This is a genomic window from Arthrobacter sp. ZGTC212 (genome assembly GCF_002929255.1).
In the GTDB taxonomy this organism is placed as follows: domain Bacteria; phylum Actinomycetota; class Actinomycetes; order Actinomycetales; family Micrococcaceae; genus Arthrobacter_B; species Arthrobacter_B sunyaminii.
In genome coordinates this window covers 27,988-51,446 of the sequence record NZ_PJIJ01000001.1, presented here as the reverse complement: position 1 = coordinate 51,446, position 23,459 = coordinate 27,988, and the positions used below count along the sequence as shown (strand labels likewise).

At 65.4% G+C, this 23,459-nt stretch carries 29 protein-coding genes and 2 tRNA genes; 19 read left to right on the top strand and 12 right to left on the bottom strand.

Annotated elements, in window-relative coordinates; all coding sequences use genetic code 11:
- The first annotated feature begins 53 nt into the window (after positions 1 to 53).
- The 8 genes from CXQ89_RS00305 (at position 54) to CXQ89_RS00270 (ending at position 3,361) form a co-directional block, all read left to right on the top strand.
- A tRNA-Asp gene (locus CXQ89_RS00305) sits at positions 54 to 127 on the top strand.
- Between the two features lie 58 nt (positions 128 to 185).
- A tRNA-Phe gene (locus tag CXQ89_RS00300) sits at positions 186 to 261 on the top strand.
- A 197-nt stretch (positions 262 to 458) separates the two neighbouring features.
- Positions 459 to 905, top strand: coding sequence for a pyridoxamine 5'-phosphate oxidase family protein (locus tag CXQ89_RS00295; protein WP_181032185.1), 447 nt, complete (start codon positions 459 to 461; stop codon positions 903 to 905).
- Positions 906 to 962: 57 nt separating this feature from the next.
- Entirely contained in the window at positions 963 to 1,517 is a 555-nt protein-coding gene (locus CXQ89_RS00290) for an Asp23/Gls24 family envelope stress response protein (protein ID WP_308471666.1), read from the top strand.
- A gap of 71 nt (positions 1,518 to 1,588) precedes the next feature.
- A complete protein-coding gene (locus CXQ89_RS00285; RefSeq protein ID WP_104053608.1) occupies positions 1,589 to 1,780 on the top strand; it encodes a DUF2273 domain-containing protein in 192 nt (63 codons plus the stop codon).
- A complete protein-coding gene (locus CXQ89_RS00280) occupies positions 1,777 to 2,172 on the top strand; it encodes a hypothetical protein (RefSeq protein ID WP_237688638.1) in 396 nt (131 codons plus the stop codon). Before CXQ89_RS00285 ends, CXQ89_RS00280 begins: the two co-directional genes overlap by 4 nt.
- The gene (locus CXQ89_RS00275) at positions 2,169 to 2,753 is read left to right on the top strand and encodes a DUF6286 domain-containing protein (protein ID WP_104053609.1); all 585 of its coding nucleotides are present in this window, start codon (positions 2,169 to 2,171) and stop codon (positions 2,751 to 2,753) included. The genes CXQ89_RS00280 and CXQ89_RS00275 overlap by 4 nt, the downstream gene beginning before the upstream one ends.
- The gene (locus tag CXQ89_RS00270) at positions 2,750 to 3,361 is read left to right on the top strand and encodes a hypothetical protein (protein ID WP_104159930.1); all 612 of its coding nucleotides are present in this window, start codon (positions 2,750 to 2,752) and stop codon (positions 3,359 to 3,361) included. Before CXQ89_RS00275 ends, CXQ89_RS00270 begins: the two co-directional genes overlap by 4 nt.
- 14 nt (positions 3,362 to 3,375) lie before the next feature.
- Here the strand turns inward: CXQ89_RS00270 and CXQ89_RS00265 are convergent, their stop codons facing one another.
- The 3 genes from CXQ89_RS00265 to nadE are packed head-to-tail and all read right to left on the bottom strand — an operon-like array spanning position 3,376 to position 5,903.
- Positions 3,376 to 4,230: a hypothetical protein gene (locus CXQ89_RS00265; RefSeq protein WP_258059743.1), complete on the bottom strand. Its 855-nt coding sequence runs from the start codon at positions 4,228 to 4,230 to the stop codon at positions 3,376 to 3,378.
- Positions 4,231 to 4,232: 2 nt separating this feature from the next.
- A complete protein-coding gene (locus tag CXQ89_RS00260) occupies positions 4,233 to 5,036 on the bottom strand; it encodes an exodeoxyribonuclease III (RefSeq protein WP_104053611.1) in 804 nt (267 codons plus the stop codon).
- Between the two features lie 42 nt (positions 5,037 to 5,078).
- A complete protein-coding gene (gene nadE, locus CXQ89_RS00255; protein WP_104159928.1) occupies positions 5,079 to 5,903 on the bottom strand; it encodes an ammonia-dependent NAD(+) synthetase in 825 nt (274 codons plus the stop codon).
- A 67-nt stretch (positions 5,904 to 5,970) separates the two neighbouring features.
- On the opposite strand from nadE, the gene pyrE reads away from it, so the two are divergent.
- Both pyrE and CXQ89_RS00245 read left to right on the top strand, forming a co-directional pair.
- Positions 5,971 to 6,540, top strand: a complete 570-nt coding sequence (gene pyrE, locus CXQ89_RS00250; protein WP_104160632.1) for an orotate phosphoribosyltransferase — start codon at positions 5,971 to 5,973, stop codon at positions 6,538 to 6,540.
- 54 nt (positions 6,541 to 6,594) lie between these two features.
- Complete coding sequence (locus CXQ89_RS00245; RefSeq protein WP_104053613.1) at positions 6,595 to 7,596, top strand: alpha/beta fold hydrolase; 1,002 nt, start codon at positions 6,595 to 6,597, stop codon at positions 7,594 to 7,596.
- 29 nt (positions 7,597 to 7,625) lie between these two features.
- Here the strand turns inward: CXQ89_RS00245 and CXQ89_RS00240 are convergent, their stop codons facing one another.
- Complete coding sequence (locus CXQ89_RS00240; protein ID WP_104053779.1) at positions 7,626 to 8,378, bottom strand: HAD-IIA family hydrolase; 753 nt, start codon at positions 8,376 to 8,378, stop codon at positions 7,626 to 7,628.
- A gap of 156 nt (positions 8,379 to 8,534) precedes the next feature.
- On the opposite strand from CXQ89_RS00240, the gene CXQ89_RS00235 reads away from it, so the two are divergent.
- The 3 genes from CXQ89_RS00235 (at position 8,535) to CXQ89_RS00225 (ending at position 10,798) form a co-directional block, all read left to right on the top strand.
- Positions 8,535 to 9,188 carry an RNA methyltransferase gene (locus CXQ89_RS00235; RefSeq protein ID WP_258059908.1) on the top strand — a complete coding sequence of 218 codons (654 nt, stop codon included), beginning with the start codon at positions 8,535 to 8,537 and terminating at the stop codon, positions 9,186 to 9,188.
- Between the two features lie 162 nt (positions 9,189 to 9,350).
- The gene (gene fbaA / locus CXQ89_RS00230; RefSeq protein WP_104053615.1) at positions 9,351 to 10,370 is read left to right on the top strand and encodes a class II fructose-bisphosphate aldolase; all 1,020 of its coding nucleotides are present in this window, start codon (positions 9,351 to 9,353) and stop codon (positions 10,368 to 10,370) included.
- Entirely contained in the window at positions 10,370 to 10,798 is a 429-nt protein-coding gene (locus CXQ89_RS00225) for a DUF3151 domain-containing protein (RefSeq protein WP_104053616.1), read from the top strand. The genes fbaA and CXQ89_RS00225 overlap by 1 nt, the downstream gene beginning before the upstream one ends.
- Positions 10,799 to 10,887: 89 nt before the next feature.
- Here CXQ89_RS00225 and CXQ89_RS00220 read toward each other — a convergent pair whose 3' ends face one another.
- The 4 genes from CXQ89_RS00220 to CXQ89_RS00205 form a co-directional block, all read right to left on the bottom strand.
- Positions 10,888 to 11,388 (bottom strand): DUF427 domain-containing protein, encoded by a 501-nt coding sequence (locus CXQ89_RS00220; RefSeq protein ID WP_104160631.1) that lies wholly within the window; start codon positions 11,386 to 11,388, stop codon positions 10,888 to 10,890.
- A gap of 119 nt (positions 11,389 to 11,507) precedes the next feature.
- Positions 11,508 to 12,200: a sortase domain-bontaining protein gene (locus CXQ89_RS00215; protein ID WP_104159927.1), complete on the bottom strand. Its 693-nt coding sequence runs from the start codon at positions 12,198 to 12,200 to the stop codon at positions 11,508 to 11,510.
- Positions 12,201 to 12,242: 42 nt separating this feature from the next.
- A complete protein-coding gene (locus CXQ89_RS00210) occupies positions 12,243 to 12,668 on the bottom strand; it encodes an excalibur calcium-binding domain-containing protein (protein ID WP_104159926.1) in 426 nt (141 codons plus the stop codon).
- A gap of 137 nt (positions 12,669 to 12,805) precedes the next feature.
- The gene (locus CXQ89_RS00205) at positions 12,806 to 13,399 is read right to left on the bottom strand and encodes a hypothetical protein (protein ID WP_104159925.1); all 594 of its coding nucleotides are present in this window, start codon (positions 13,397 to 13,399) and stop codon (positions 12,806 to 12,808) included.
- A 230-nt stretch (positions 13,400 to 13,629) separates the two neighbouring features.
- Between CXQ89_RS00205 and CXQ89_RS00200 the strand changes: the two genes are divergently transcribed.
- Entirely contained in the window at positions 13,630 to 14,919 is a 1,290-nt protein-coding gene (locus CXQ89_RS00200) for an adenylosuccinate synthase (protein ID WP_104053619.1), read from the top strand.
- Between the two features lie 8 nt (positions 14,920 to 14,927).
- On the opposite strand, the gene CXQ89_RS18110 is transcribed toward CXQ89_RS00200, so the two are convergent.
- Positions 14,928 to 15,107, bottom strand: coding sequence for a hypothetical protein (locus tag CXQ89_RS18110; protein ID WP_146067173.1), 180 nt, complete (start codon positions 15,105 to 15,107; stop codon positions 14,928 to 14,930).
- Positions 15,108 to 15,134: 27 nt separating this feature from the next.
- Here CXQ89_RS18110 and CXQ89_RS00195 point away from each other — a divergent pair, with 27 nt between their 5' ends.
- Together CXQ89_RS00195 and CXQ89_RS00190 are read left to right on the top strand one after the other, a co-directional pair.
- Positions 15,135 to 16,418, top strand: a complete 1,284-nt coding sequence (locus tag CXQ89_RS00195) for an ATP-binding protein (RefSeq protein ID WP_104159924.1) — start codon at positions 15,135 to 15,137, stop codon at positions 16,416 to 16,418.
- Positions 16,415 to 17,896: a hypothetical protein gene (locus tag CXQ89_RS00190; RefSeq protein ID WP_104159923.1), complete on the top strand. Its 1,482-nt coding sequence runs from the start codon at positions 16,415 to 16,417 to the stop codon at positions 17,894 to 17,896. Before CXQ89_RS00195 ends, CXQ89_RS00190 begins: the two co-directional genes overlap by 4 nt.
- A gap of 6 nt (positions 17,897 to 17,902) precedes the next feature.
- Here the strand turns inward: CXQ89_RS00190 and CXQ89_RS00185 are convergent, their stop codons facing one another.
- Positions 17,903 to 18,895 (bottom strand): DUF2804 domain-containing protein, encoded by a 993-nt coding sequence (locus CXQ89_RS00185; RefSeq protein WP_104160630.1) that lies wholly within the window; start codon positions 18,893 to 18,895, stop codon positions 17,903 to 17,905.
- Positions 18,896 to 19,045: 150 nt separating this feature from the next.
- Between CXQ89_RS00185 and CXQ89_RS00180 the strand changes: the two genes are divergently transcribed.
- The 3 genes from CXQ89_RS00180 to CXQ89_RS00170 all read left to right on the top strand — a co-directional run bounded on the left by CXQ89_RS00180 (position 19,046) and on the right by CXQ89_RS00170 (position 21,569).
- Complete coding sequence (locus tag CXQ89_RS00180) at positions 19,046 to 19,852, top strand: carbon-nitrogen hydrolase family protein (protein WP_104159922.1); 807 nt, start codon at positions 19,046 to 19,048, stop codon at positions 19,850 to 19,852.
- Positions 19,853 to 20,071: 219 nt separating this feature from the next.
- A complete protein-coding gene (locus CXQ89_RS00175) occupies positions 20,072 to 20,632 on the top strand; it encodes an RNA polymerase sigma factor (protein ID WP_237687299.1) in 561 nt (186 codons plus the stop codon).
- Positions 20,616 to 21,569 carry a hypothetical protein gene (locus CXQ89_RS00170; protein WP_104159920.1) on the top strand — a complete coding sequence of 318 codons (954 nt, stop codon included), beginning with the start codon at positions 20,616 to 20,618 and terminating at the stop codon, positions 21,567 to 21,569. Before CXQ89_RS00175 ends, CXQ89_RS00170 begins: the two co-directional genes overlap by 17 nt.
- On the opposite strand, the gene CXQ89_RS00165 is transcribed toward CXQ89_RS00170, so the two are convergent.
- On the bottom strand, positions 21,566 to 22,069 hold the full coding sequence (locus tag CXQ89_RS00165) for a CoA-binding protein (RefSeq protein ID WP_104053625.1): 504 nt from the start codon (positions 22,067 to 22,069) through the stop codon (positions 21,566 to 21,568). The genes CXQ89_RS00170 and CXQ89_RS00165 overlap by 4 nt on opposite strands.
- Complete coding sequence (locus tag CXQ89_RS00160) at positions 22,059 to 23,450, bottom strand: O-acetylhomoserine aminocarboxypropyltransferase/cysteine synthase family protein (RefSeq protein WP_104159919.1); 1,392 nt, start codon at positions 23,448 to 23,450, stop codon at positions 22,059 to 22,061. Before CXQ89_RS00160 ends, CXQ89_RS00165 begins: the two co-directional genes overlap by 11 nt.
- Between the last annotated feature and the right edge of the window lie 9 nt (positions 23,451 to 23,459).

The following is a 23,459-nucleotide window of genomic DNA, read 5'->3' as shown; positions in this document are numbered from 1 at the left end:
AGTGGTAATCGGACCGGCAAAATGCTGGTAGAGTTTACACTCGTGAAAAGCAAGGCCCTGTAGCGCAGTTGGTTAGCGCGCCGCCCTGTCACGGCGGAGGTCGCGGGTTCGAGTCCCGTCAGGGTCGCTCAGATTTTCTGAAGCGATTTGGAAGATCTCGGTGATCATCGGTTGCGATGATGCCCGGCTCTGTAGCTCAGTTGGTAGAGCGTTCGACTGAAAATCGAAAGGTCACCGGATCGACGCCGGTCGGAGCCACCAGCTAAAACCCCGGACTTACGAGTCCGGGGTTTTTCTTTTAACTGTCCGCCGCTGCCGGCGGCGTCTTTGATTTCGGCTGTGGCACCCCCGGCGTCGCAACAGAACCCACACCCTATAACCGGAAAAATCCGGAGCTTCTCTTCCCAAAATCTGCGGGTTCCCGCTTGAATGGTCCCGAATCTACTTCGGAGGCAATGATGGCGACGGAAGATACACGGGCTTTTGTGTGGGAAACTGCTGCAACCCACCAGAGTGAGGACCTGACGGAAGCGCAGTGCTGGACGCTGTTGGCGGACACGGGAACCGGGCGGGTTGCCTACCAGGACAACGGCCGGGTGCTGGTGTTCCCGGTCAACTACGTGGTCCACGACCAAGGCGTGTATTTCCGAACAGCGCGGGACGGCGTGCTGGGAGGTGGACCGGAGCACCAAAACGCATCGTTCCAGATTGACCACCATGATTCCGGGCGCATGGAAGGCTGGTCGGTTCTGCTCAGCGGCCGTGCCGAGCCGGTCACGGACGCAGACCTGCTGACCGAACTCTGGGGCCGCCGCATGGATGAGCCCTGGGGCGGCGGTCAGCGGGATGTTTTCATCGGCATTGAGCCGGGGCTCCTGACCGGGCGCAGGGTGGGGCGGCGATGACGGCCGCCCGTGGCCCTGCCTGCCCAAAGTGCGGACCTGCAGGATACGCTTTGCAGCATGGATGATGCCCAGAACCAGAACATGTCCGCGGCCCAGGCCGGCCTGGCCGGGCAGGGATCCGCGGATGCCGCCGCCCATCGGGCCCCCGTGCACGCACCTGCTCCGGACCGCACGGTAAATCCGGCCGCCGCATCGGTTCCCGATGCGGTTCCGCCAACCGCGGTCGGCGGCAAGACGGCCATCAGCGAGCAGGCAGTGGCCAAAGTTGCTGCCATTGCCGCCCGGTCCGTGGCAGGAGTTTACGCACTGGGCACCGGTTCCGGGCGTGCGCTGGGCGCCGTCCGCGATGCAGTGGGTGCGTCCAGCGCCACTCAAGGGGTCCACGTTGATGTGGGTGAGACTGAAGTTGCGGTTGACGTGACCCTCGTGGCTGTTTACGGAACCCCGCTGACCCGGATTGCCGACAATGTCCGTACCGCCGTTTATTCTGCGGTGGAATCGCTGGTGGGACTGCGGGTGGTGGAAGTGAACGTTGACGTGAATGATGTCCAGATTCCGGGTGCGGCCGAAGGCCGGTCCGACAAGCCGGGCTCAGGGTCCGAGTCCGCTTAGCGGAAGGGCTGCGGCAGTATCCGTTATAGGGTCGAAGAAGAGTTCGGGATCACCGTCATGAGGCAGGAACAATGAAACCAACCGTTACAGGCATGGCGATCGGAGCCGTTCTCGCCTTCACCGCACTGATTTTCGATTTTTGGGGCTTCCTGCTGATGGCACTGTTCATTGCAGCAGGGGCTTTGTGCGGGCGCGCCGCCGAGGGCAAAGTGGATTTCCGCACTGTCCGTGACGCGCTGACCGGACGCCGTTCTTCCTCGTGAGCTCCGCAGTCCTGCCCGCAGTTCCGGCCGCTGAACGCCAAGCAGGTCTCGCCGGACACAACCGGATCAGCACCCAGGCGCTGACCTCCACGGCCAAAGCCGCGGCAGCCGAGTTCTTTCGGGTTCCGCCGGCGCAGATCAGGGTCACCTGGTCCGATGACCAGGGCATGCTCGCCATGTCTCTTGCCCTGCCGGTTGCTCTTCCGCCCCTGAACCGCATCGCGGCTGATCCGAATCTTGTAAGCCGGGCCGGCGGATCCGTCTGGGACCGCGCCCATGAGGCCAAACCCCTGCTCAGGGACAGGGTTACCGAACTGACCGGCTCGCTCGTTTCCCGCGTGGACATACGCATTACCGGGGTCCACCTCGAGGAAGGAAGCAGGGTCCGGTGAGCAGCAACGACGTTCGCACGCGGCAGATCGTACGCCGTGAAACCCACGCCAGCCGGGCAGCCGCTTCCATAGTGCTGGTCATCCTGGCCATCATCTTCTGCCTATACGTCCTGCTGGAAGCAACGCTCCAGGCCCTCGGCCAGGATGCCTGGCTCACAGACCCTGCCGCCCTGGGCGCCTGGCTTTCCCGGCTTCCCGAAAACGCAGACTCCGCCATTCTGGGACTCAGCGGACTGCTGATCCTGCTGGCGGGCCTGGTGTTCTTCCTGCAGGCGGTCCTGCCGGGCAGGCGTCCGCGCTACTCATTGCCCAACCCGCGCGCCGCCGTCGTGGTGGACGCTGAAGTGCTGGCCTCTTCGCTGGCGCGCCGGACCCGCCTCACTGCCGGCGTCACTGCCGAGCAGGTGCTGGTGACGGTGGGCCGCACCCGTATTGACGTCCGCATCCGGCCGACGTCGGGTATCCCCGTCGATGAAGAGGCGGTGCGCGCGGCCGTGACCGAAGAGTTGGAGCTGACCGGCCTGGTGCCCCGCCCCGAGGTTCGCGTGCAGGTGTCTTCCGTGGGGGTGATCGGCCAGTGAACCGCACACCCCGGGCACTGAACCGCATCCTGCTGGGGCTGATCGGCCTGATCCTCATCGGGATCGGCGGCGGCCTGCTCTGGCTCACCCTCGACAGCGGTGCCGCCGGCAGCTGGCAGCGCTTCGCGCCTAACATGCTGGAGCGGATCCAGGCTTTCGGGGCGGACACCGCCCTCCCGGGGCAGTCACAGAGCTGGATCTGGGTGCTGCTGGCGGTAGTCATGCTGGTGGCAATTGTGCTTCTGGTCCTCTGGGCCGCAGCGCAGGGCCGCGGCCGAACCGGAACCCTGGTGTCAGAATACGACGACGACGGCGCACCGGGCCGGGTGGCGATCAGCGGCGCGATGGCGGAGCAGGCCCTGCGCTCGGCGCTGCAGGAAGATCCCGATGTGGCGGCTGCCGCCGTCAGCACCTATGACGTGCGGGGCAGCTCGGCCCTGCGGATTCGCATCAATCCCCGGCAAGGTGCGGCACCCCACCTGATCGCCGCCGACGCCACGCGCCTAGTTGAGGCGCTGGACGCCGCACTGGGCCGGGAGCCGGCGGTACTGATCAGTATCGATGCGGGCCGCAAGCTGCGCTTCAACCGCGAGGACCGCGTCCGCTAGGTAACCCGGCGCTCTTAGCTGGCGCGGGCCAGCTGGCGGATCGGAATCCAGCGGTTGGCCAGCCTCCGGTAAGAGGCGGCGGCTCCTGTCATGTCACCGTCTGCGAGGGATTCGATGCCCAGGCGGACGTCCGAGGGCGAATCGTCGGGGAACACCAGGTCCGCCACCGAGCCGTAGTCCAGTTCAAGCACGGCGTCCTCGGAGAAGATTTCCAGCCAGTTCGTCAGCTCGTCCAGCTCATCGAGCAGATCCAGTTCGGGTGCGGCGAGCGCCAGGGACGCAGTGGCGGCGCGTGCCCGCTCCAGGCACTGGGTTACGGGTGCTGCGAGCCGGACGGTCTGCACCTTGCCGTCGTCCTCTACCACCTCGCTGTGGTCATCCTCGTGGAGCAGCACAAACCAGCCGAACGGAACACCCCATGTGGCGGATCGGGTGTGCAGGCGGGCCAGAGAGTCCGCAAAGGAGTCGGGATCAATTCGGGCGGCGTGCGCTTCGCGGGCCACCTCCGGTACCAGGACATCGACCAGGGGTCCGCGCATGCTCTCGCCCAGCGACTCGGCGGCCAGTGAAGCCCGGACCGCCAGCTGGTTGGGGCAGTACAGCCGGCGCGTTGAGCCCTGATGGTCCGGATAATGCAGCACCCGCACCAGATCAGTGGAACTGTGAGGAAAAGGATCCGACACGGCACGGACCAAACGCCGCACGGCGTCGCTGCGTTCCAAGACCTCGGTCTCGTGGCGTCCCCGTGCCCGCTGCTCGAGGATGGCCAGCTGCTGGTCATCGTCAAACACGTCCAGCGGCTCATAGACACGCAGATGCGACACGTAGGGGAACGTGTGGTGCATGGGATCTCCGGGCCGCGGACTCATGGTCAGTCCAGCTCCACGATGACGGGGGCGTGGTCCGATGCGCCCTTGCCCTTGCGTTCCTCGCGGTCAATGGACGCGCCGGTGACCCGGGCGGCAAGTGCGGGGGAGGCAAGGACGAAGTCGATGCGCATGCCTTCCTTCTTGGGGAACCGCAGCTGGGTGTAATCCCAGTACGTGTACACACCGGGTCCCGGAGTGTAGGGCCGGACGACGTCGGTGAATCCGGCGTCCAGGAAAGCCTGAAATGCTGCCCGCTCGGGCTCCGTGACGTGGGTGGCGTTCTGGGCGCGGAACCAGTCGATGTCCCACACATCGTCATCCTGCGGGGCGATGTTCCAGTCGCCCATGAGCGCCAGGGGCAGGTCCGGGTTGTCCTTCACCCAGCCTGCGGCCTGGTCCTTCAGGATGTCCAGCCACTGCAGCTTGTACGGCATGTGGGGGTCTCCCACGGCCCGGCCGTTGGGAACATACAGGCTCCACACCCGCACGCCGTTGCAGGTTGCTCCGATGGCGCGCGCCTCGGTGGCGGTGGTGGCTTCGGTTTTGCCGAAGGCCGGCTGTCCCGGGAAGGTGCGCTCGACGTCGTCGAGCCCCACCCGGGAGGCGATGGCCACGCCGTTCCACTGGTTCACACCGAAATGCGCCACTTCGTAATCGTTGTTCTCAAAAATCTCCCAGGGGAAATTCTCGTCCTTGGCCTTGGTTTCCTGAATCGCCAGGACGTCGACGTCGGAGCGCTGCAGCCACGCTTCAACGCGGTCTGCACGGGCACGGATGGAGTTCACGTTCCAGGTAGCAATCTTCACCCTTGCTACGTTACCGAATGCGGCGCCGGTTCAGGGCATGCCTCAGGGCTTCCACCACGTGTCCAGAATGCTGACGGGCACGGTGCGCTTGTGCCGGGTCATCAGGAAGCGGCGTTCAATCTTCTCCGCAGCCTCCTCCGGAACATCGCGGCCTTCCAGATAGTCATCGATGGTGTCGTAGGAAATACCCAGTTCGGTCTCATCGGTCTGGCCGGGGGCGTCATCCAGCAGGTCCGCGGTGGGAGCCTTGTGGATCAGGGCGTCCGGAGCCCCGAGCTCGGCCAGCAGTTGCCGGTTCTGGCGCTTGTTCAGGCCGAACAGCGGCAGGACATCGGCGCCGCCGTCACCGTACTTGGTGAAGAAACCGGTGACGGATTCGGCACCGTGGTCCGTGCCGATGACCAGCAGGTTGTGCTGGCCGGCCACCGCATACTGCGCCGTCATCCGGGCGCGGGCCTTGATGTTGCCCTTGTTGAAGTCACTGATCCGCTCGCCGGTCATTTTGACGTATTCGTCTTCATAGCCGTCCACGGCGGGCGCCACGTTGTAGACCCAGGAGAGGGTGGGCTGGATGAATTCCAGGGCGGCCTGGGCGTCAGCTTCGTCATGCTGGACCTGGTAAGGCAGGCGCAGGGCGATGAACTGTGCCTCGGTGCCCCCGGCGTTGAGTTCGTCCACGGCCAGCTGGGCCAGCCGGCCGGCGAGGGTGGAGTCGATGCCGCCGCTGATTCCCAGGACAAAACCGCCGGTGTGCGAGGCGGCCATGTAGGCCTTGAGGAAATCCACCCGACGGCGGATTTCAGCAGCGGGTTCAATGGTGGGCTGCACGCCCATTTCCGCGATGATTTCAGCTTGTAGTTGGCGCATGTGTTCCAGCCTATATCTCCCGTCACATCTGCGTCCGGGAAAGGGGTGCTCGGCTAGGATGGAGGCCATGACTGCGCCCGTTTCGCCTGCTGCCCGTGCCCGCCTCCTGGATCTGATCGGTGAGCTGGCGGTGGTCCGCGGAAAGGTCACGCTATCCTCAGGCGCCGAGGCTGATTACTACATTGATTTGCGCCGCGTCACCCTGCACCATGAGGCCTCCCAGCTGGTGGGCGAGGTGATGTTGGACCTGATCGACGCGGCCGGCATTTCCTTTGAGAGCGTCGGCGGACTGACCATGGGTGCTGATCCGGTGGCCACGGCGGTGATGAATGCTGGCGCCCGCGCCGGCCGTCCCATCGACGCCTTCGTGGTGCGAAAGGCGCAGAAGTCCTACGGCATGGGCCGCCAGGTTGAGGGCCCCGACGTTGCCGGACGCAACGTGGTGGTCCTGGAAGACACCTCCACCACCGGCGGCTCGGCGCTCACCGCGGTGGAGGGCGTCCGCCGTGCCGGCGGAAACGTGGTTGCCGTTGCCGTCATCGTGGACCGGGACACCGGATCGAAGGAGCGCATTGAAGCCGAAGCCGGCGTGCCCTACCTGTATGCCTTCGGCAAGGATGAACTGGGCCTGGAGTAAGGCCGCGGCCACCACGGCGGGATTCGCAGTGCCGGGCACAGGGACCGGGCAGCCGTGAGCGGGGATCCGGCAGAGTTCCTGCGGTCCGCCGAAGACCTCAAGCGGTTCTCCCGGCGCCGTTTTTTGGCCGGAAGCGCACTGGGGCTGACCCTGGCCGCGGATCTGTTGATCACCCAGCGGATCCAGCGCTACCGGGAGGATCTGGAAATCCTCCGGGTCCGGGACGAGACCGCGGAGCGGCGGTTTCCCACGGCCTCCTGGTTCCTGTTTCCCGGGTACAAGACCAGCTGGGAAGAAACGGTCTGGATCCTGAACTCCCTGCGCCCCGTGCTGGCCTCCCGCGGGCAGCTGGCCGGCGTCGGCTACTCCAACCGGGGGCTGGACGTCGATGACATTGTGGCCGCCGTCTACCGCTACATCCGCAACCATCAGCTGCGGCGCATCTACTTTTACGGCCACAGCTTCGGCGGCATGCTCGCCGTCCAGGTGGCGGCCCGGCTGCTCGAGCGCGGAGTCGCCGTCGAGCTTGTCATCCTGGACTCCAGCCCGGCCGGACCGCAGGACGTCCTGGACCGTGCCATGTTCGAAGGAGTGGTGGCCCTGTACGACGCCGGCTACCGGATTCCCAGCGTGGTCCGCGGCGGCTACGAACTGGGCGAGCGGGTCCTGCACAAGGACGAGCGGACGTGGCGGACCGTGGTGGATCAGACCCTGGAGCAGCTCTCGCCGCTGGCGCCGTCCACCACGCTGATCCAGTCCGAGGCGTCCTACATCTTCCACTACGACGCCCGGCGCTACGCAGGCGCCCTCGGCGGAACCTCGCTGGCGTTCATCGGCAATCCGGATGACAGGACGGTCAACTACTTCGGCGCCAAGTATGAATGGGCGGCGGTGTTCCCGCGCAACCTGGTGTCCAATGATCTGGTGACCGAAGGAGCCAGCCCGGCGCATGCCAGCCCGCAGTGGAATCCCGTGGTTTATCAGCGGGTGGTGCGCGAGGTGCTCCGGCAGTACTCGCCGCCGGAACAGGGAGGCGGCCTGAAATCGGTGTTTTGAGGTTGCATGCCGGCCTGCCCGCCGGCGGGTCAGACGGTGCTGATCAGGTCCGAGACTGAGTTGACGATCTGGGTGGGCCGGAACGGATAGCTGTTGATGTCCTCGCGCTGCGTGATGCCGCTGAGCACCAGGACCGTGGTCAGGCCTGCTTCGATGCCCGCAATGATGTCGGTGTCCATCCGGTCCCCGATCATGGCTGTCGATTCCGAATGCGCGTCGATCTTGCGCATCGCGGAACGGAACATCATGGGGTTGGGCTTGCCGACAATATAGGGCTTCATGTTGGTGGCCGCCGTGATCAGGGCCGCGATCGCGCCGGTGGCCGGCAGGGGCCCCTCCGGTGAAGGCCCGGTGACGTCCGGGTTGGTGGCAATGAAGCGTGCGCCGCCCATGATCAGCCGGATGGCCTTGGTGATGGTGCCGAAGGAGTAGGTGCGGGTTTCGCCCAGCACCACGTAATCCGGATTGGTGTCCGTAAGGATCATTCCGGCCTCGTGCAGCGCCGTCGTCAGCCCTGCCTCACCCACCACAAAGCAGCGGCCCGGCACCCCGGCGTTCTTGACCTGGTCCTTCAGGAATTCGGCCGTGGCCAGGGCGGAAGTCCACAGGTTTTCTTCGGGAACCTCCAGTCCCGACGCGTGCAGCCGTGCAGCGAGATCCCGTGGAGTGTAGATCGAGTTGTTGGTCAGGACGAGGAACCGCTTGGACGTCGCCACCCAGCGGTCAATGAGCTCGGCTGCGCCCGGAATGGGATTATTCTCGTGAACCAGGACACCATCCATGTCCGTAAGCCAGCACTCAATGTTCTCGTTTTCGCCCACGCTGTCCCTTTTCTTGCCGTGCGGGTCCGGCTGTGCACGCCGTGCTGCCGGTGACCCGTGATCGTCCGTCCCAGTCTTTCACCTTAGGCTTGTTGGGTGAAAGACAGCGCTGAACAATTGCCGGACCTGCCCGTTGAAACACCCGACACCGCCCCCACGCACCAGGTGGGCGTAGGACCGTGGGAAGGCCCCCTGCCGGAAGGGGATCACTGGGACCCGGAGCTCCTGGCCAACGGTGATGTCCGGAACGTCGTGGATGAGTACCGCTACTGGAAACATGACGCCATCGTGGCGGACCTGGACACCAAGCGGCATCCGTTCCATGTGGCGATTGAGAACTGGCAGCATGACTTCAACATCGGCACGGTGGTACGCACAGCCAATGCGTTCATGGCCAAGGAAGTGCACATCATCGGCCGGCGCCGCTGGAACCGCCGGGGCGCCATGGTCACCGACCGCTACCAGCATGTGCGCCACCACCCCACGGTGGAGGACTTTGTGCAGTGGGCGCACAGCGAGGGCCTGCGCATCATCGGAATCGATAACTTTCCGGATTCGGTGCCGCTGGAAACCTACGAACTGCCGCAAAACTGTGTCCTGGTGTTCGGCCAGGAAGGACCCGGGCTCAGCGCCGAGGTGCACGCCGCCGCCGACGCCACCCTGTCCATTGCCCAGTTCGGATCCACGCGGTCCATCAACGCAGGCTCCGCTGCGGCCATCGCCATGCACGGCTGGATCCGGCGGCATGTCTTCGGCCAGACGGTGAACTGAGCAGGGACCGGCTCCGCTCGGTCCCTTGTAGGCCCCGGCGCCCGTCCGCAGTCCGTTATGCCGTGACACGGCGCACTGCCGGAAGGATACTTATGGCTAGGATGTAGGAAGCCAATGAGGGCCCTGGCCCTGCCGTAGATCGACCTTTCACGAGGAGTCAGCATGCCTATTGCAACCCCTGAGATTTATGCCGAGATGATCGACCGCGCAAAGGCCGGGGGATTCGCATATCCGGCAGTGAACGTCACCTCGTCCCAGACGCTGAACGCCGCCCTTGCAGGGTTCGCCGAGGCCGGATCGGACGGCATTGTCCAGGTGTCCACCGGCGGTGCGGCGTACTGGTCCGGTGCCAAGATCAAGAACATGGTCACCGGCTCACTGGCCTTCGCAGCCTATGCCCGCGAAGTGGCGAAGAGCTACAACGTCAACATTGCCCTGCACACGGACCACTGCCCCAAGGACAAGCTGGACGACTTTGTGCTGCCCCTCCTGGCGGCCTCCGAAGCTGCCGTCAAGCGCGGCGAAGACCCCATCTTCAACTCCCACATGTGGGACGGCTCCGCGGAAACCCTGGAAGACAACCTGCGGATCGCCCAGGAACTGCTGGCCCGCACCCACGCTGCCAAGATGATCCTCGAGGTGGAGATCGGCACCGTGGGCGGCGAGGAAGACGGCGTGGAGAACGCCATCAACGAGAAGCTCTACACCACGGTTGCGGACGGCATGAAGACCATTGAGGCACTCGGCGCCGGCGACAAGGGCCGCTACCTCACCGCTCTCACCTTCGGCAACGTGCACGGCGTCTACAAGCCCGGCGGCGTAAAGCTGCGCCCCGAAATCCTCAAGGACATCCAGGACGCGGTGGGTGAATCGATTGGCCGGGAACGTCCCTTTGACCTGGTCTTCCACGGCGGCTCCGGCTCCTCCGCACAGGAAATCGCCGACGCGGTGTCCTACGGCGTCGTGAAGATGAACATCGATACCGACACCCAGTACGCCTACACCCGCCCCGTGGTGGACCACATGTTCCGGAATTATGACGGCGTGCTGAAGGTTGACGGAGAAGTTGGGAACAAGAAGCAGTATGACCCGCGCGTATGGGGCGCCTCGGCGGAAGCCGGGATGTCCGCGCGCGTAGTTGAAGCAGCACAGAACCTAGGATCGGCAGGCAAGTCCCTCTAATGTCAGATGAATTCCGCAAGAACCTGCTCGGCCCCGAGCCCACGTACCTGCCCGAGGAGTCCGACGTCGTCGCGCGCCTTGAGGCCGGAGACGAAGCCGTGGACCTGGCCGCGAAGCACCCCACCTCGTCCCAGGTTTGGGCCATTCTGGCCGACGAGGCCTTCGATGAGGGACGGACCATTGAGTCCTACGCCTATGCGCGGGTTGGCTACCACCGCGGCCTGGATGCCCTGAGGCGTTCCGGCTGGCGCGGTGCCGGCCCCATCCCGTGGGAGCACGTGCCGAACCAGGGGTTCCTGCGTTCGCTGTACGCCCTGGGCCGGGCGGCAGCGGCCATTGGCGAGGCCGAGGAAGTAGACCGGATCACCAAGTTCCTGAACGAGTCGGATCCGCAGGCGAAGATCGCCATTGAAGGGCGCGAGTCCTGATTCCCCGCTGATCCGTGCCAGAGGCCGGGTGCCCGACTTCGGTTGGGTGCCCGGCCTTTGGCCTGTCCGGGCCGCGCGGGTTATCGCTGTTACCAGCCGCCGGAGCCCGGCGCCCCCTTGAAAGGTCCCGTGATGCGCCCGGTAATCCAGCCGCCGTAGAAGTCGCCGTCCTGCGCACGGACCTCTTCTCCATCCACAGTGCAGCGGTCCATCCTTCCGGGATACACCGCCGCCCGGCTCGCCAGCGGTGCATAGCCGGTCACGGGATCGGGATAGGTCCACGCCGCACGGGCGGCCCGCCCGTTTCCCCCGACGACGTCGAAGTACGCCGCCTTTCCCTTGTACTCACACCAGGTGGACTCGGGGACAGGAACCAGCGCCTCCGGCGCGAAGTCCTCCAGCGGAATGTAGTAGACCGGCGGGTGGCTGGTCTCCAGGACCCGGACGGCTGACGTGGTGTCCGCTATCAGCTTTCCGCCGAGAAACACCTGCACATGCTCCGACGTCGGCTCCAGCCGCGGCGGGCGGGGGTAGTCCCAGACGGATTCGGCGGCGCGTTCCTGTTCCGGATGCAGAGGAAGTTGTTCCATGATCAGCCCTTTCACCTGCCGGCCGCAGTCGGCTCCTCCCCGGGGTTTCGGTTTCTCCGGGTTATGCCGTGCTTCGGAGCTGTGGATGTTCGGGATGGGTGCTTCGGGGGGAAGAAGCTCTAGGAGGCAATCCGCGCATAGACAACGTAGTTGTCACCGAAGGTTCCGGTCTGGGGATCGTAACCGTCGCAGGTGATCAGGCGGAGTTCCGGCCCGTCGGTGTTTCCGTAGACCTTCTCGGTGGGGAAGGTGTCCTTGGGATACTGTTCGCCGTACATCACTGTGAAGACCGCGGTGGAACCGTCCTCACGCTGCACCTGAATCTCATCATTTGGCTGCAGTTCGCGCAGGTTCGCGAAGACCCCCGGTCCGCCGTCATCGGCGTTGACGTGCCCCAGAATCACTGCCGGTCCGGGGTCTCCGGGTTTTGGTGAATCTCTGTACCAGGCAGCGGGTGCTCCGGGGTTGCCGGGGGGCACTTCCAATGTGCCGTCTTCCCTCAGCCCCACCTGCATCAGGTCCGAACCTGCGGCAACGGACGGAAGCGTCAGGGTTCTGGGTGGTGCCGTGATCTCGCGGGCCGGCTCAGGGCTGGGTGTTTCTGTTGGCTCGGAGGTGACGGTGCTGCCGGTGGTCTGAGCGGGCGACGGCGGCAGCTGCCAGGACGACTTCGAGGGTTCCGGCGGCAACGCTTCAGCGCCAGGGCTGGTTCCGCATCCCGGGATCAGCAAGCTGGCTGTAATGAGCAGGCCGGCGGCGGCAGTTGCCCGAAGACTCCTGCCGCCGCCGGTCTCAGGTGTCAGTCGGCTCATGAGTGATGGAACCTTAGTCCGGCTGATCCTGATCGCACGGAACTAGGCATGGTTCCCGCTGCGGCGCCGGATGACGAACGTTCCGGCCCCGGCGGCTGCCAGCATGAATCCTCCGGCCAGGGCGACTGAACCGAAGTCCGTCCCCTTCTCCGCCGCCACACCGGCATCCACTCCGCCCTCGGGCATGGGCATCCCGGTGGGTGCTGGCGTGGGCGGCATCGGATCGCCCGGGAGAGCGACAACAGGGGTCAGCTGTTTGCTGTCGTCTTGGCAGGCGACGCCGTTACCGTCTCTGTCCTGTTCCTCTACGTACCTGTAGTCACCACGCTGAATGTTGTAGACGCCGTCCAGTTCCGCGGCAGTGCAATTTACATAGGGACCGGAGGTCACGGCGAAAGCCGGCGTCGCGGATAGTGCCGAGAGTCCGGTTACGGCTGCGAGTGCGAGTCCTGCTGTGCGTTTCTTCATTGGGCTCTGCTTTCCATGTGGGGTCGTCATCCGAGTGACGGTGACAGGAAAGAGAGTATGGACACGGTAGTTTTGTCACCCGGGTAGCCGGCGTTTATGCCTGCGCAGCACGCAGATTAAATCGGGTCAAAAGCGCGTCAGGAAACAATGCTGGTCGTCACAGCAACTATTTGCGGTTTCGGCGGCACTGAGCTGAAACCGAACCGAACCGGCGGATCTACAGGTGACAAACCGCCCAAATCCCGGCCGTCCCAACTGGCCAGTGCCCCCGTGACGGACCGGATGGACCGGACCCCGTAGTACTCGCGTCGACCGCCGCCCGCAGACCCCGACGTCCGGACGCCGGGCACCAGCAGCCCGGCCAGGGGGCTGACGGCGGCCAGCCAGCGCGGATGCACCGCGACAGCGGGCGGAACCCGCTCCAGCAGCTGCCCGAGGGCGGTGCGCGGCCCCAGCTCGGCCCTGAGTCGCAGCGGTCCCGCGCTGACCAGGAGGCTGTCCGCCGTGAGCCGGGCATCGACGTCGAACACGTCCACCGCATCAAAGGAATAGGTACCGGACACGTAGTCCGCAACCTCGGAACTGGGGGCCAGCAGCAGGCGTGACCCGGCGGCGTTCTCCGCCATGACATCCGTGAACGCGCCGAATGGCGACTCCAGCCAGTGGCCCACCACCATCCGGGTGCCGGAGGCTGTTCCAATGCCGGCAATGAAGCCCCGAAAACGGTCCATCCGGCCACGCTACGCGGGTATCGCCCGGCAGAATACCTCTTGTGGCGCCTTCAAAAGAGCAGAAGACCTACAATCGGCTAAACTTGGTAGGTAAGAGCCCCGCGACTCCGGCCAGACCCGGCGCACAGCCATTTCCGGTCCGGCTTGGGAGTTTAGGGGCGTTCTCATGCACGGAAGCGGATCGCGCCGTCGGCGTTTTCTCCCTTTCGTAACTAATGGGGGAGGATCCCATGCCCGCAATTGTCATCGTCGGCGCCCAGTGGGGCGACGAAGGTAAAGGTAAGGCCACTGACCTGCTCGGGGGCCGTGTCGACTACGTCGTCAAGCCCAACGGCGGAAACAACGCCGGCCACACCGTCGTCGTCGGCGGTGAAAAATACGAACTCAAGCTTCTGCCGGCCGGCATCCTGAGCCCCAACGCCATTCCGGTGATCGGCAACGGCTGCGTGGTGAACCTCGAGGCGCTCTTCACCGAAATTGACGGGCTGGAAGCACGCGGGGCGGACACCTCCAAGCTGCGCATCTCCGCCAACGCCCACCTCGTGGCCCCGTTCCACCAGGTCATGGACAAGGTCACCGAACGGTTCCTGGGCAAGCGCGCCATCGGCACCACCGGCCGCGGCATCGGCCCGGCTTACATGGACAAGGTGGCACGCCTGGGCATCCGCGTCCAGGACATCTTCGACGAGTCCATCCTGCGCCAGAAGGTTGAAGGCTCCCTGCGCCAGAAGAACCAGCTGCTGGTCAAGGTCTACAACCGCCGCGACGTGGACGTTGAAGAGGTCGTCGAATACTTCCTGTCCTACGCGGACCGGCTGCGCCCCATGGTCATTGACTCAACGTTTGAGCTGAACCGGGCGCTGGACGAGGGCAAGGTCATCCTGATGGAAGGCGGCCAGGCAACGTTCCTGGACGTGGACCACGGCACCTATCCGTTTGTGACCTCTTCCAACCCGACCGCCGGCGGCGCGTCAGTGGGTTCGGGCATCGGCCCCACCCGCATCACCCGCTCGGTGGGCATCATCAAGGCCTACACCACCCGCGTGGGGGCCGGTCCGTTCCCCACCGAGCTTTTCGACGACATGGGTCTGTACCTGCAGAAGACCGGCGGCGAGTTTGGCGTGAACACCGGCCGGCCGCGCCGCTGCGGCTGGTACGACGCCGTGCTGGCCCGCCACGCCTCGCGCGTCAACGGCTTCACGGACTACTTCGTGACCAAGCTGGACGTGCTCACCGGCATTGAGAAGATTCCGGTGTGCGTGGCTTACGACGTCGACGGCGTGCGCTTCGACGAAATGCCGATGACGCAGACCGATTTCCACCACGCCAAGCCGATCTTCGAGTACTTTGACGGCTGGACCGAGGACATCACCGGCGCCAAGACCCTTGAGGACCTGCCGGAGAACGCCCGCAACTACGTGCTGGCACTGGAGAAGATGTCCGGCACCCGGTTCTCCGCCATCGGCGTGGGCCCGGACCGGGACCAGACCATTGTGGTGCGGGACCTGATTTCCGAATAGGGTGCCCGTTAGCCGGGGACGATGCGGGGGCCCGCATCGTCCCCGGCTCCCGTTAACGCGGCTCCCGTCTGAGCTGCGGTCAACCAGCTGGTCCGCACGGCGTCGTCCACCGGGACGGCGCCGTCGTCGTAGGCGGCCCGTGGTTCCCCGCCATTGGACCGCCGCCGTGGCAGAGTAATTGGTGTCACGCATATCGGGGGAAGGACTACGGGGAAATGAACGACGACGTATTGGCCAGCCTGAGGCGGGCCGTTGAAGCCAGCCCGGAGGACACAGGCCTTCGCCTTCACGTAGCGGAAATGCTGCTGGCAGCAGGCCGGCATACCGAAACCATCGGCGAGGTAAACGCCGTGCTGCAGCAGGAGCCGACCCATGAGGCGGCACTGGAGCTGCTTAGCCGCACCGTGGCAGCGCTGACCTCAGCATCCGCCACCGCGGCCTCCGGGGCCCCGAGTGCTGACCCCGCCACGGAACCGGACCCGGTCTCCGACCCGGAAGAACCTGCTGCCGCGGCTTTCGACTGGACCCGCGCAGAAACCGAAGTTGGCTCCGACATTCCGCCGCCCTTCGTGGCGGAACCGCAGCTGGCAGCAGGAGAGAGCCGCGAGGGTGTGGCTCCGCTGGAACCCGCAACCCCGCCGGTCACCCTCAAGGACGTGGGCGGTCTGGAGGCCGTCAAGAAGCGGCTGGACGAGTCCTTCATGCAGCCCATGAAGAATGCAGAGCTTGCCAAGGCCTTCGGGAAGTCGCTGCGCGGCGGTCTGCTGCTGTACGGGCCGCCCGGCTGCGGAAAAACGTTCCTGGCCCGCGCAGTGGCGGGAGAACTGGGCGCCGTCTTTATGTCCGTGACCATGACGGACATCCTCGATCCGTACCACGGGGTGACCGAGAAGAACATGAAGGCCGTCTTCGACTCCGCCCGGGCCCACTCGCCAACCGTCCTGTTTTTGGATGAAGTGGACGCCATTGGAATGAAGCGCAGCGGACTGGGCCACCACGCCATGATCCGGCAAATGGTGAACCAGCTGCTCATCGAGATGGACTCCATGGCGGGCAACAATGACGGCCTGTACCTGCTGGCCGCCACCAACCACCCCTGGGATCTGGACGAAGCCCTGCTCCGGCCCGGACGGCTGGACCGTACGCTGCTGGTGACGCCGCCGGACTTTGAGGCACGCCGCACCATTCTGGAGTACCACCTCAAGGACCGTCCGCTGGCCGGAATTGACCTGACCAGCATCGCGTCCCGGACGGAGATGTTTTCCGGCGCGGACCTGGCCCACATCTGCGTGACCGCGGCTGAAAAGGCCATGACGGAATCCATCCAGGCCAACCGGATCTGCCCCATCAGCATGACGCACATTGATGCGGCGCTGGAGGAAATCGGGCCCTCCACCCTCGCCTGGCTGGAGTCCTCCCGGAACGTGGTGAAATTCAGCAACGACCACGGCCGCTACAACGACCTGGCCGAATACCTGCGCTCCCGCAGCATCCTGTGAGCGACGTCCTCGACCCGGATCTGATAGCCGTCCGCTACACCGCCTATGCACAGGCGGGCAGGTACGAGGAAGCTGTGGCGCTGCTCCGGGACCAGATTGGCCACCACTTGGACGACGAGCGGCTCTGGTTCTACCTGGGAAGCGGGCTGGCCAGCACCGGGGAGCTGGAGGAATCCGAACGTGCCGTCCGGGAGGCCTTGAATCTGGCCCCGACTATGCTTCCGGCGCTGGTGCTGCTCAGCTATGTTTTGGGATGGCTCAGGCGCGGTGACGAGTCCGTGGAAGCTGCGCTCCAAGCTGCCGCGGAACATCCGCAGGAACCTTCCGCGCACCTTGCCGTTGCCTCCGCCCATTTTTACCGCCGCTCGAGCGGGACGGATCTGTGGACTGCATTGCAGGCCGCCCTGAATGCCATCAATTTGTCAGCGGAACTCGAGGACGCGTTTGCGCTGGGAAGCCGGGCTGTAGACCTGCTGGGCCGCAAAGACCAGGCACTTGATCTGCTGCGGACCGGCCTCGCCGCCCACCCCAACAGTGCGGTGCTGCTCCAGGCCGCCGGGATTGTCGACGGCGGTGAGCGGGTGGTGGGCGACCGTGCACCGCTGTTGTCCTCTCAGCTGGCATCCAACCCGTTTGATGATGAAAGCGCGGAAGACCTGCGTGCCCTGGCCTTCCGGGGACTGCGGCGGCTCTTCTACCTGCCGTGGCTGCAGGGCTTGGTTTTCGGTGTCACTTCCGGACTGGTCCTGCCGCATCCGGCGGCTGCAGCGTTGGTGGCCCTGGGGCTGACCGCGGCGGTTTCCGCGTTCTTCTTCCTGTCCTTCCGCCGGCTCGAAGGACGGCTGCCGCGGGGATATTTGCGGGGAGAACTCCGCTCATCACCCCGGGCGCTCAGGGCTGTGAAGTGTGCGGCAGCGGCAGAAGCATGGGTGAGCGTGAGTGCGCTCTGGGTTGCCCTGTCCGGGGGCAGCCAGCTCGGTGCCGTTGCGCTGGCCCTGACGGCGGTTCCGGTCATTGCCAGCCTGCACCTGCTGAGCCAGGGGCAGTACCCCGAGCGCTTCTCCGCCTGGCCCGATGCCGATGCGGACGCCAGGCGTGCCTACTGGAACAACCGCGTGAAGATATACCTGTCGACCCGGCGGATTGCCTGGGCCGGGTTGATTCTCGGCATCGCCGGGATGTCGGTGGCCGGGCTTTCCGAATCGGATACACCTGCCGCCGCGGGGGCGGGAGCTTGCCTGGCAGCGCTGCTCTGGATGGCACGCGCGGCGTACCTTGCCCGCCTGCAGCTTGCCCTCGGTGCGGACAATCCCTTCGTGGTGGGCAGGGTGCTGCAAAAGCCCGCGGGACGGGAGTCTTCCGCCCGCAGGCACGGAGCATGGGATGCAGTGGCCTACACCCTGCGCATTACGCTTGTTCCGCTGATCCTCTTCATCGTCGGCGCCGGAATCCTGGTCTCCAACGCGATGCCTGAGTAAGCAGGCCTACCAGCGGTGCCGGGCCTCCTCGATCCAGCCGCCCAGCCCGTCCAGGGAGTAGCTGGTGCCGTCCGGGGTGCGCGCCGTTCCGGCCCAGGTGCCAAAGGCCTGCCAGATCTCCGAGGAAATGACACCCAGCTTGGTGGCGGACTCCCTGCGGTGGAAGGGCGTGAGCACGGCGTCGATCCACGGACCGTGCACGGTCCAGGTGGAGGCGGGATCCGAGAGATCGTACGCGAACTCCAGTTCGCCGTCGTAATGGTGCAGCCGGCCGTCAACAATGAGGGCGTTTTCCGTGGCCGGAGTTCCGGCGGTCCACTGTCCGCCGATCTGCAGGCCAAGCCGGGTACCGTTCACGGTTCCTGATCCGGCACCCCAGGTCCAAGTGGTTCGGTACGGCCAGCGGCCCCTTCCGCGGTCCAGCACGGCAAAGGCATCTGCCCCCACTGTGAAGACTTTGCCGTCCACGGTCACTGCTCCGGACACGCTTCGCGCCACGTCCTTAAGGGTGTACTGGAACCGCCGGTCCGACCACGGCACCACCACTCCCAGCACATCGCCCGACGCCGGGGCGTACAAGTCCACCGACACCCGCGGGGAGCGGGCGCGCAGGCGGGTGCCGCCGCCGTCGTCGTGGAAACGCAGCGTCACGTCCCCCGCGGTGCCCAGTGCCGTGAGCGGAGGCAGGGTATCCGGGAGCACGATGTCCGCGGCGCCGGGCAGGATCTTCAACGGTTCAATGCTGATTTCCTCGCCGGTTGCACGGTTCAGGACGTAAATTTGCAGCGTCGCGGCGTAGCCAAGGTTCACGATGGTCATGCCGACCGCCAGCTCCGGCGTGAGCACACCCCAGTATTCCCAGCGCTTGGTGCGCATCCGGGACGCCGTGTTGCCGGCGAGCGGAGTGCGGTGCAGCGGTGAGCGGGAGTAGCCCACCGCCTCCGGGTTGAGGGTTCCGCGGGCGGTGGTGAGGTCCGTCGGCAGCGTGAGTTCGTTCATGCGGCCCAAGTCTAGGCGGGTCAGCGGCACCCGCCGGCGCACCACCCCGGCCGGAGCCTGCCTTTTGCGCCCGCTGTTTCCGTGCCGGGCCCAGCGGTCCTGGTTTAGGCTGGGGGAGAAACTTCAGCCCAGATAAGGCGGTGCCGCACAATGTTGGTGAGCGTAGGTCAGTTCAGTCCCACGGGCGACGTCGGAGCGAACCTCGAGGTGATGCGCTCGCTGGCGGCCAAGGCCAGGGCGGACGGCTCAGAGCTGATCGTGTTTCCTGAGGAGTCCATGTTCAGTGTGGGCAAGGTGGAGGGTTCCCTGGCGGCTGCGGTGGATGCCGGCTGGACCACCTTTGTCCAGCAATTGTCGCTGCTGGCAGCGGAACTGGGCATGGCCGTTGTTGCGGGCGGCTATGAGTCCAGCGGGGAGGAACGTCCCTATAACACCCTGGTGCTCATCGATGAGACGGGCCGGATTGCTGACACCTACCGCAAACTGCACCTCTACGACGCGTTCAGCTACTCCGAGTCCTCCCGGATTAAACCCGGCGACGGCGGCGTGAAAGTGGTGGAACTCAACGGCATCAACGTGGGTCTGATGACCTGTTACGACATCCGCTTCCCCGAACTGGCCCGTGCACTGACCGACAAGGGTGCCGATTTGCTGGCCGTTCCCGCCGCGTGGTTCAAGGGCGAGCACAAGATTGAACACTGGGAAACCCTGCTTAAGGCCCGTGCCATTGAAAACACGGTCTGGGTGGCTGCTGCGGGGACCTCCAGCCGGCACACTGTGGGGCACTCGGCCATCCTCGACCCCATGGGAGTGCCGCAGGCATTCCTCGACGACGAACCCGAGGCCGTGGTCACCGCGGAAGTTACCCGGAAACGGATAGACGATGTGCGCGAGTTCCTGCCTGTGCTGAAGAACCGGCGGTTTGCGGCGAACGACCAGATAAATTCAGCCGGATAGGAGCCAATCCGGGCTCGTATTCTGGCCGGACGCTCCGCTCAACCGAAAGAATAAAAAAATTATCGAGCGGGGCGTAACCTTTTTGGAACCGGTAACGATTACTCTCTTGGAACGTCCGCACCGAGGCTTATCCCCCCAACGAGCCCCGGTGCGGATGTTTCTTTATGTCCGCGGGATATCATGTGGGATGCTCATCTTTCGCGAGGGAAAGACCGCCCCTTGGCCATAACCCCGACTGAGGAAATCCTTTCCGCTGCTCGTGAGGGACAGCCCCGGGCACTGCGCGATATTTATGAGTTCCTGGCTCCCTCCATATTGGCGTATCTCGCCGGCAAGGGCTGCGACGATCCCGAGGGTCTCACCCAGGAAGTCTTCCTGACCCTGTTCGGCAAGCTGGGGAACCTCACCGGCGGGGTCAGCGGGTTACGGACTTTTGCCTTTTCCGTGGCCCACGCCCGCATGGTCGATGACGTGCGGCGCCGGGAACGCCAACCCGTGCTGGCACAGTTTGACCCCCAAGCTGATGACAGGTTCAGCTCATCAGCTGAGGAAACCGTGCTGGGGTCAGCCTCCGGGGTGAGCGCACTGCTTCAGGGCTTGACGCGCCGTCACCAGGAAGTGCTGCTGCTGCGCGTCGTGGCGGACCTTTCCATCGAGGAAACAGCCAAGATCATGGGCATCAGCGCCGGTGCCGTCAAACAATTGCAGGGTAGGGCCCTAAAGACCCTGAAGGACCGGATGGAACACGAGGAGGTGCCCGATCATGAACAAATCGCCTGAGCAGGACGACATCATGATCCGGCGGCTCCTGACTGAATCGGGGGTCGAGGAGAGCCCTGAGCTGTTGGAGGGGCTGCGGAGGCTTCGGTTCTACTCCGCCGCGTCCGCACCGGTTCCAACCGGCGAGCTGGGCCAGCTGCTAGCGGAAAGGCCGGAACCTGCGCCTAAGCGGCCGCAGCGCCGCAACCGGGGCCTCATTCTGAGTTTCACGCTGGCCGCTGCTATGGCAGCCGGCGCAACCGGTGTGGCTGCCAATACCGGCACCGGCCTGCGCCTGACCGCCAGCTCACCGATAACAGCCGACCGCGAAACGGTTTCGGGACAGGAAATCACCGCCCAGGATGCAGAGGCTGAAACTCCAGCTCCCGCCGAGGTCATCCCGGAGGACACCGATAACGCGGACCTGCCCGCACCGGTGGCTGCGGACGCCTCCTCTCCTGGGGATCCGAGTGGCGTCTCCGGCCCGGGATCCGGTGCGGACGGCGGTGTCTCCGCGCCCCCTGCTGCCGCTGCACCAGTTCATCCCGCCCCCGGGCTTCCCGAGGTAGTGGATCCCGAGTGTGAGGACGACGACGTGACCGGGTGTGATTCCGGCACGCCAGACCGGGACTCCGGGGCGGACACGGGCGTCCGCCCCGACGGCCGGAACGGCCCTGAGCGCAGCGGTCCCGGCCGGAACGGCGGCGAGCGTCCGGACGGAGGCCGCAGTAACGACAGGGAAAACAATGCTCCTGGAGCCCCGAGGGAAACCGGCGGCCCCGGCCCCCGGGAAGGCGGAGGCCAGGATCGCGGGCCGGGGGAGAACGGACGCAGCCGTGTCGGAGAGCCCGGCGGCGCCGGCGGGAAGCAGGCCGAAAACAAGCAATCCGGTGACAAGCATCCCGGTAACCCCGGCCAGGGTTCCCCCGGGAGGCCCGGCGGAGCCGGCAAGCCCTAAGCGGTCAGCTGCCGCTTGGAGGAAATGACCCCGGTATTGAAGCCCGCCAGGTTCAAACCGCCGTGGAAGCGGGCGTGTTCAATCTTCACACAGCGGTCCATCACTACATCCAGCCCGGCAGCTTCCGCGTCTCGGGCCACCTCCTCGTGCCAGGAGCCCAGCTGCAGCCAGAGCGTTTTCGCACCGACGGCGATGCTCTCCTGCAGCACGGAGGGCAGGTCATCATGGCGGCGGAACACATCCACAATGTCGGGCACCTCCGGCAGGTCAGCCAGCGACGCGTAGACCGGCTGCCCCAGAATCTCCTTGGCGACCGGGTTCACGAAATAGACCGTGTACGGCGAGGAGGACAACAGGTAGGTTGCCACAAAATAGGACGCCCGTGAGGGTTTGTCCGAGGCGCCCACAATCGCGATGGACTTGGCCCGGCGCAGCAGCGCCAGCCGTTCCGGAGCGCTCGGGCCCTCCCAGGTGCGCGGTGCGGCGGCTTCAGCGGACATGGGCGGACTCCTCAAGATCAAAGGTGCGGGCGGCCTGCGGGGCGGTGCCGGACAATGCGGCGGCGGGAACGCCTGGTTCGGATCCGGCCTGCGGTGCAGACGCTGCAACGGCCAGAGCCTGGTCCAGATCCCAGAGGATGTCCTCAAGGTCCTCCAGGCCAACCGAAATCCGCACCAGATCTTCCGCGACTCCGGCGGCGGCAAGCTGTTCGGGGGAGAGCTGACCGTGCGTGGTGGAGCCCGGGTGGATCACCAGGGTGCGCGAGTCACCCACGTTCGCCAGATGCGACGCCAGCTGCAGGGCCTCGATGAACGCTTTGCCCGCCTCCCGGCCCCCGCGGACACCGAAGCTGAAGACCGATCCCGGTCCCTTGGGCAGGTACTTCCGGGCACGGTCATAGTGCGGATGGGAGGGCAGCCCTGCATAGCTCACCCAGGACACGCGCGGATCCGCTTCCAGCCACTGCGCTACGGCGGAGGCGTTGCGCAGATGCTCGTCCAGTCGCTGCGGCAGGGTTTCCACGCCCTGCAGAAGCTGGAACGCCGACTGGGCGCTGAGCGAGGGGCCGATGTCCCGCAGCTGCTCCGAGCGCAGCTTCGTCAGGAACCCGTACTCGCCGAAGTTTCCCCACCACGAAATGTTGCCGTAGCTGGCCACCGGTTCGGTCATTGCCGGGAACTTCCCGTTGCCCCAGTTGAACTTTCCGGATTCGACGACGACGCCGCCCAGGGTGGTGCCGTGCCCGCCCAGGAACTTGGTGGCGGAGTGGATCACAATGTCCGCGCCGTGCTCAAACGGCCGCACCAGATACGGCGTGCTCAAGGTGGCGTCCAGGATCAGCGGCACACCGGCGTCGTGCGCCACCTGAGCCAGCCCGGCAATGTCGGTGACCTCGCCGCTGGGATTGGCAACCACCTCGGCGTAGACGGCCTTGGTGTTCTCCCGAATGGCCGCGGCATAGTCGGCCGGGTCCGTGCCGGCCACGAAGGTGGTGTCGATCCCGAACCGGCGCAGGGTCACGTCCAGCTGGGTGACGGTGCCGCCGTACAGCTGGGCGGCGGCCACAATGTGGTCACCGGCTCCGCACAAGGCGGCGAAGGTGACGAATTCCGCGGACATTCCCGACGCCGTCGCTACCGCTCCGATGCCGCCCTCCAGGGATGCGATGCGCTCCTCGAAGGCCGCGACCGTGGGGTTGCCGATCCGTGAGTAGATGTTGCCGTACTTCTGCAGCGAGAACAGGTTCGCGGCATCGTCGGTGTCCTTGAAGACAAAGGACGTGCTCTGGTAGATGGGCACGGCACGGGCACCGTGCGTGGCGTCGGGGGTGCCGCCGGCGTGCAGGGCACGGGTACGGAAGCCAAACTGGCGATCACTCATGAAATGAGT